This window comes from Asticcacaulis sp. (genome assembly GCF_027484505.1).
Taxonomy (GTDB): Bacteria; Pseudomonadota; Alphaproteobacteria; order Caulobacterales; family Caulobacteraceae; genus Asticcacaulis.
The window spans coordinates 1-6,769 of record NZ_JAIXSV010000038.1; the positions used below are offsets into that span (position 1 = coordinate 1).

A 6,769-nucleotide genomic window follows, 5' to 3' on the forward strand; every position below is an offset into this window, starting at 1 on the left:
CGGCCTGTCGAATACGACAAATACGGCCGCAAGACCGAGTACGACAAGTACGGCCATCGCAAGAAGAAAAAGGGCTTCGATATGCTGGATATTTTCGATTTCGATTAGAGCGGAATGATTTCAAATGGAATCGTTCCGCTCAAGCCGCCATTGAGGCGGCGGCCAAGGTGGCGCAGCCACCGCCCGGCGAGGGGCGAAACAAAATCTAGATCATTATGTTTCTACCAGAAATCATAATGATCTAGGGGAAAAGACGCGGGGCCGCAGGTCCCGCACCCCATCACTTTGGGGCCATTGGACAGGTTCAATATCAGACTCTGAGAGTACAGTGGACTTCCGTTACAGGGTGTGGGGCCTGTGGCCCCATAATGTCTTTAAAACGAAGCCGCCGCTTCCATAATCGCCTTGTTGGCCAGCCCGTCGGCGCGCTCGTTCATCTCGTGCCCGGCGTGGCCCTTGACCCAGTGCCAGTGAATCTTGTGGCGCTGACGGGCGGCATCGAGGCGCATCCACAGGTCGTCATTCTTTACCGGCTTCTTGTCGGCGGTCTTCCACCCGCGCGCCTTCCAGCCGTGAATCCATTCCTTGATGCCCTTGAGCACGTACTGGCTGTCGGCGTGCAGATCAATTTCGCACGGCTCTTTCAGCGCCTCCAGCGCCATGATGACGGCCATCAGTTCCATACGGTTATTGGTCGTCTCGGCTTCGTAGCCGTAGAGTTCCTTTTCATGCGGCCCAAAGGTGAGGATGGCACCCCAGCCGCCCTTGCCGGGATTACCCTTACAGGCCCCGTCGGTGTAGATGGTGACCTTCTTCATCTCAGGCGGACGCTTCGGTCAGGACGCGCGGCAGCTTGAAGGTCACGGTTTCGCGCACGCCATTGTCTTCGCTCATCGACACGTCAAAACGATCGTGAATGGCCTTGATCAGGTCTTCGATCAGGTTTTCCGGCGCCGAAGCCCCGGCGGAGACGCCCACCGTTTTCGCGCCGTCGAGCCAGCCCCAGTCCACCTCTGATGCATCGTCGATCAGATACGCGCTACGGGCCCCGGCGCGCAGGGCGACCTCGACCAGACGCTGCGAATTGGAGGATTTTTTGGAGCCGATAACGAGGAAGAGGTCGCAATTTTCGGCCACGCGCTTGACCGCCTCCTGGCGGTTGGTGGTGGCGTAGCAGATGTCTTCCTTATGCGGCAGGGAGATGTCCGGGAAGCGCGCCTTCAGCTCAGCGACAATATCGGACGTGTCATCGACCGACAGGGTGGTCTGGGTGACGAAGGCGAGGTTTTTTGGGTCAAGGGGCTGAAAACGGCGCGCATCATCGACTGTTTCGATCAGCTTGACCACGCCTTCGGGCAACTGGCCCATGGTGCCGATGACTTCGGGGTGGCCGGCGTGGCCGATCAGCAGGATTTCACGCCCGGCCTCGTGATGACGCTCGGCCTCCACGTGCACCTTTGACACCAGCGGGCAGGTGGCATCAAGAAAGAACATCTGACGCGATTGCGCTTCGGCCGGGACCGATTTCGGCACGCCGTGCGCCGAAAAGACCACCGGGCGGTCCGGCGGACACTGATCCAGTTCCTTGACGAACACCGCGCCTAACCCTTTCAGACGATCCACCACGTGTTTGTTGTGGACGATCTCATGGCGCACATAGACCGGCGCGCCGTAAAGTTCGAGGGCGCGTTCAACGATCTGAATGGCGCGATCGACTCCGGCGCAGAAACCGCGCGGGGTCGCCAGTTTGAGGATAAGGGCATCAGGCATGGGGCTTAGATAAGCGCTTTCTTGGCGGTGCGCCATAGAGTTTGTGCATCATACACAACACCGCTTCGCCATGAAGTCGCCCACATCCCTCTTTAGCTCTTTGAAATTCGCAGGCGAGACGCTACTAAGTGGGGGCGCTTCGCGGCGCCCTTTCGCCTTTTCAAGCTCAAGAGACCTGAATGTCTTCCAAATTGCGTGCGCTTCTGATTGGTCTGTCGCTGGCCGGTGTCGCTTCGGCGGCGATTCTGCCCGATCTTGCCTCGGCCCAGAATCGCGACCGTGACCGCGATCAGTCGGAAGATGACGCGTCAAAGCGCGCCAAGAAGGAAGAAGAGTGGGAACAGAAGGACCTGCGTCTGGCCAAGCGTCGCGCCGATGGGCCGTGCCCGTATGTGAAGGTGCTTTACGAAGCTGCCCGCTATCACGAATTTGCAGAAAACAAGGAAGCCTCGTCTGACGCCACCTGGACCGGTCAGATCAATGGTGTGGCGTCTGACTGTGCCTATAAGGGCGATGAACCGATTGAAATCGCCATGATCATCGGCTTCTCGCTGGGCAAGGGCCCGAAGGCCCCGGCCGATACCAACACCTATCGCTACTGGGTAGCGGTGACCGACCGCGATAAGGCGGTATTGGCCAAGGAATATTTTGACCTGCCGGTACGTTTCAATGGTCAGCAGACGGTTGATGTGGCCACGCGCGTTGAAAATATCGTTATTCCGCGCGCCGGTTCGACCGTGGCCGGTTCCAATTTCGAGGTTCTGGTTGGTTTTGATGTGACGCCGCAAATGGTGGACTTCAACCGTCAGGGTAAGCGTTTCCGCTTCGCCAAGGTCAAGCCGTAAAATTTCTCCGGGTGGGTGAAAATAAAACTGTCACCCGAAAGATACTGACAAACGTCGAAACATGCGCTTTAGTGTTAGCAGAGGGTTAACGCTTGCGTCGTTTCGGGGTCCATGTCGCAGCCAGATAAAGCCAAAAAGCATGGCACGGCACCGGTAACGGGACGCGGTCAAGGGGGCGGTTTCAGGCTACCCTTTTTCCGTAAGCGCGCCGCTGTCTATTACGATGGCTTCAACCTCTATCACGCGGTGGATGCCTATAAGCGGCCCTATCTGAAATGGCTGGATCTCAAGGCGCTGGCGCAGGCGATCAGTCCGTCTGACGAAGTGGTCAAGCGTGTCGTATGGTGCTCGGCCTTCCGCCCGCAAAACAAGTCGAAAATGAAGCGCCACGAAGACTATATGCGGGCGCTTCAGGCCCGCGGCGTCCTGTGCCGTATAGGTCATTTCGTGTCGGCCATCGACGGGTGCAATGCCTGCGGGCATCAGTGGCATCTGGCCATTGAAAAGCAAGGCGATGTCAATCTGGCCCTGTCGATTGCCTCGGACGCCGAAGATAATCTGTTTGATGTCTGCTATCTGGTCTCCGCCGATGGCGACCACGCGGCGACGGCGCGTTATCTTAAGGAACGCTTCCCGAAGAAGGAACTGGTGCTGGTCTGCCCGCCGGGACGTTATCCCAACAAGCACATCCTCAAATTTGCCGACCGCGTGGTGGAAATTGAGCGCGAGCACCTTGAGGCGTCGCTGCTGCCGCAGATGACCAAATACCGGACGCGTTTACTGGGGGCGCCATCAACGATTGAACGCCCCGAAGCCTATGACCCGCCGGAACTGCGCGAAAAGGGCCATTTGAAGGTCGTGGTCAATAACGGCTAATCCCCTTTGTAATCGGCAAACGGAGGCGGGACTATTGACTCTTTGGTCTGCCTCACGCACAAGCGGGATGACCCACGGGAGAGTGCATGACTCGTCATGCCGCCGAAGGCGCAACCGCCCCGGAAACGCTCAGGCCAAAGGACCGTGGATCGTTTTACACGCTGGAAAATGGCGCCATGATGCGCCTACCGACGGAGCAACGGCCCGTAAACCGGGTCTAAATCTCTCAGGTCACAGGGACAGCGGGGGCAGACTTTTTTAGTGAAAAGCTCTGCGATTCCGCACGTTTGCAACCCTGAGGCCGCGTATGACCGATGTCGCTCTGAAATCCACTCCGCTTGAGGACCGTCACGTCGCGCTGGGTGGGCGCATGGTGCCGTTCGCCGGTTACAACATGCCCGTTCAGTACGAAGGCGTGATGGCCGAACACAAATGGACCCGCGCCGAAGCCGGTCTGTTCGATGTGTCACACATGGGGCAGGCGCGCCTGAGCGGTGCGGATGCGGTCCACACCCTCGAAGCCCTGACGCCGACCGATTTTGCGGCGCTGAAGCCCGGCAAGCAGAAATATTCACTGCTGCTCAACGAAGCGGGCGGCATTCTCGACGACTGGATGGTGTCGCGTCCGGAAGAGGATGGCTTCTTTCTGGTGGTCAATGCCGCCTGTAAGGATCAGGACTTCGCGATTATCGCGGACAGCCTGAAGGGCGATACGACGTTTGACATCCTGGCCGACCGCGCGCTTCTGGCCTTGCAAGGACCGCGCGCCCGTGAGGTGATGGCGCAGGTCTGCCCCGCCGCCTGTGAAATGTACTTCATGGATTGCGGCACGTTTGAAATTCTGGGGGAAACGGCCTTTGTGTCGCGGTCGGGCTATACGGGCGAAGACGGTTTTGAAATCAGCTTCCCTGCCGCCCGCGCCGCCGAGCTGTGGGACCTGCTGCTGACCTTCCCGCAGGTGAAGCCGATCGGTCTGGGGGCGCGCGATTCGCTGCGCCTCGAAGCCGGGATGCCGCTCTATGGGCACGAAATGGACGAAACCTACGGCGTGGTCGAGTCGGGCCTGAGCTTCGGTATGTCGAAGTCGCGTCTGGAGCGCGGCGACATTCGCGGCATCGAGCGCATCCGTGCGGAGCGTGAAAACCCGCAACGCACCCGCGTCGCGCTGCGTGTGCTGGAAGGCCCCCCCGCCCGCGACGGGGCCAAAATCCTCAACGCTGAGGGCGAAGCCATTGGCATTGTCACCTCCGGCGTGCCGTCGCCGACGCTCGGCTATTCGATCGCTATGGGCTATGTGCCCGCCACGCAATCGGCCCCCGGCACGCAACTGAAGCTGGAGGTGCGCGGCAAGCCCTATGCCTGCGAAGTCGTCACCATCCCGTTCGTCCCCAATTCCTATCACCGCAAACCCAAGGCTTAAGAGGTCGTCATCATGAAATTCACCAAGGAACACGAGTGGGTCAAGGATCAGGGCGACGGCACGGCCTTCGTCGGCATCACGGCCTATGCTGCCGACGCGCTGGGCGATGTGGTCTTCGTCGAAGTCCCGGAAGCGGGCAAAACCCTGACCAAGGGCGACGCCTTCGCCGTGGTCGAGTCGGTCAAGGCCGCCTCTGACGTCTATGCACCGGTCGATGGCGAAGTCATCGAAGGCAATGGCGAGCTGGGCAATGCGCCGGAAACCGTCAATGCCGTGCCGGAAGCCGGTGGCTGGTTTGCGAAAATCAAGCTGACCAATCCGTCGCAGCTCGACGCGCTGATGGATCGGGAAGCCTACGAAGCCTATCTGGCGACTCTCTAAATCATACCTCCCCAGCTTGCTGGGGAGGGGGACCGCACGAGGCGCGAAGCGCGAGATGCGGTGGTGGGGGTCTCGAATACAACCCCGCAACCTGCTTTTATTGCCCCCTCTGGCGGGACAAGCCCGCCACCTCCCCCGCTTTGCAGGGGAGGATGTAAGGATTAGTCATGTCCAAGTCCAATCAGCCCGTCGAACAGGGCGCCTTTGTCCGTCGTCACATCGGTCCGTCCGAAGCCGAAATCTCCGCCATGCTGGCGGCGCTGGGGGTGTCCGATATTGACGCCCTGATCGACCAGACCATCCCCGTGGCCATCCGCGAACGTTCCCCCATGGGCGTGGGCGAGGCGATGGACGAAGAGGCGGTGCTGGCGCATCTGCGGGACATTGCGGCGGAAAACAAGCCGTTCGTGTCGCTGATCGGGCAGGGCTATTACGGCACGCTGCTGCCGGGCGTCATTCAGCGCAATATTCTGGAAAACCCCGCCTGGTATACGGCCTATACGCCCTATCAGCCGGAAATCAGTCAGGGCCGCCTTGAAGCGCTGCTGAACTTCCAAACCCTGCTGTGCGATCTGACCGGGCTTGATGTGGCCAATGCTTCGCTGCTTGATGAGGCGACCGCCGCCGCCGAGGCCATGGCGCTGGCCCGTCGTTCGTCGAAGGTCAAGGCCGACCGCTTCTTCGTCGATGCCGACTGTCACCCGCAAACCCTCGCCGTCATCCGCACCCGCGCCGAACCGCTGGGCTGGGAGATCGTCGTCGGCAATCCGGAAACCGACATCGACGCTGAGGTCTTCGGCATCCTGCTGCAATATCCGGGTTCGTCGGGTGAGGTGCGCGATTTCCGTCAGGTGATCGCGTCTGCCAAGACCAACGGCGCCGTCGTGTCGATGGCCGCCGATCCGCTGGCGCTGACGCTGCTGACCTCGCCGGGCGAACTGGGCGCCGACATCGCCATCGGCTCCATGCAGCGTTACGGCGTCCCGATGGGCTATGGTGGCCCGCACGCCGCCTATATGGCCGTCAAGGACGCGCTGAAACGCTCCATGCCGGGCCGCCTGATCGGTGTCTCGGTCGATAGTCGCGGTGAGCCAGCCTATCGTCTCGCCTTGCAAACGCGCGAACAGCATATCCGCCGTGAGAAAGCGACCTCCAACATCTGTACCGCTCAGGTGCTGTTGGCGGTCATCGCCTCCATGTACGCCGTCTATCATGGTCCGGAAGGTCTGAAGGCCATCGCCTCAGCCATCCATGACAAGACCAATGCCCTTGCGGCGCACCTGCGCGGTCTGGGCTTCGAGGTTGTGACCAAAGCCGCCTTCGACACCATCACCGTGAAGACCGGTGCCGACACCGCGGCCATCCACGCGCGTGCGGTGGCCGACGGCATCAACTTCCGCCGCGTCGATGACGCCCATATCGGCGTGTCGCTGGATGAAAGCGTCACCCCGGCCGTGCTGGCGCGCGTCATCGCGGC

7 protein-coding genes and 1 riboswitch are annotated in these 6,769 nt (G+C 60.5%); of the genes, 5 read left to right on the forward strand and 2 right to left on the reverse strand.

The features are described 5' to 3' along the window. Positions 1-374: 374 nt before the first annotated feature. Positions 375-818: a ribonuclease HI gene (rnhA, locus tag Q0072_RS01955; RefSeq protein ID WP_298324940.1), complete on the reverse strand. Its 444-nt coding sequence runs from the start codon at positions 816-818 to the stop codon at positions 375-377. Between the two features lies 1 nt (position 819). Beyond that, positions 820-1,770: a 4-hydroxy-3-methylbut-2-enyl diphosphate reductase gene (gene ispH / locus Q0072_RS01960; RefSeq protein ID WP_298324942.1), complete on the reverse strand. Its 951-nt coding sequence runs from the start codon at positions 1,768-1,770 to the stop codon at positions 820-822. A 179-nt stretch (positions 1,771-1,949) separates the two neighbouring features. Between ispH and Q0072_RS01965 the strand changes: the two genes are divergently transcribed. The 5 genes from Q0072_RS01965 to gcvPA all read left to right on the forward strand — a co-directional run. Further along, positions 1,950-2,615 carry a Tat pathway signal sequence domain protein gene (locus Q0072_RS01965; RefSeq protein WP_298324944.1) on the forward strand — a complete coding sequence of 222 codons (666 nt, stop codon included), beginning with the start codon at positions 1,950-1,952 and terminating at the stop codon, positions 2,613-2,615. Between the two features lie 111 nt (positions 2,616-2,726). Beyond that, positions 2,727-3,491: an NYN domain-containing protein gene (locus Q0072_RS01970; protein ID WP_298324946.1), complete on the forward strand. Its 765-nt coding sequence runs from the start codon at positions 2,727-2,729 to the stop codon at positions 3,489-3,491. A 65-nt stretch (positions 3,492-3,556) separates the two neighbouring features. Beyond that, a riboswitch (glycine riboswitch) is annotated at positions 3,557-3,646 on the forward strand. A 152-nt stretch (positions 3,647-3,798) separates the two neighbouring features. Next, a complete protein-coding gene (gene gcvT, locus Q0072_RS01975; RefSeq protein WP_298324949.1) occupies positions 3,799-4,911 on the forward strand; it encodes a glycine cleavage system aminomethyltransferase GcvT in 1,113 nt (370 codons plus the stop codon). 12 nt (positions 4,912-4,923) lie between these two features. Then, a complete protein-coding gene (gene gcvH, locus Q0072_RS01980; protein WP_126420758.1) occupies positions 4,924-5,292 on the forward strand; it encodes a glycine cleavage system protein GcvH in 369 nt (122 codons plus the stop codon). Positions 5,293-5,459: 167 nt separating this feature from the next. Beyond that, on the forward strand, positions 5,460-6,769 hold a 1,310-nt coding region (gene gcvPA, locus Q0072_RS01985; protein ID WP_298324958.1), incomplete at its 3' end, for an aminomethyl-transferring glycine dehydrogenase subunit GcvPA.

Bases quoted from the DNA above. Each gene is read 5' to 3' on its own strand.
- rnhA (WP_298324940.1), bottom strand. From the start codon at position 818: ATGAAGAAGGTCACCATCTACACCGACGGGGCCTGTAAGGGTAATCCC.
- ispH (WP_298324942.1), bottom strand. From the start codon at position 1,770: ATGCCTGATGCCCTTATCCTCAAACTGGCGACCCCGCGCGGTTTCTGC.
- Q0072_RS01965 (WP_298324944.1), top strand. From the start codon at position 1,950: ATGTCTTCCAAATTGCGTGCGCTTCTGATTGGTCTGTCGCTGGCCGGT.
- Q0072_RS01970 (WP_298324946.1), top strand. From the start codon at position 2,727: ATGTCGCAGCCAGATAAAGCCAAAAAGCATGGCACGGCACCGGTAACG.
- gcvH (WP_126420758.1), top strand. From the start codon at position 4,924: ATGAAATTCACCAAGGAACACGAGTGGGTCAAGGATCAGGGCGACGGC.
- gcvT (WP_298324949.1), top strand. From the start codon at position 3,799: ATGACCGATGTCGCTCTGAAATCCACTCCGCTTGAGGACCGTCACGTC.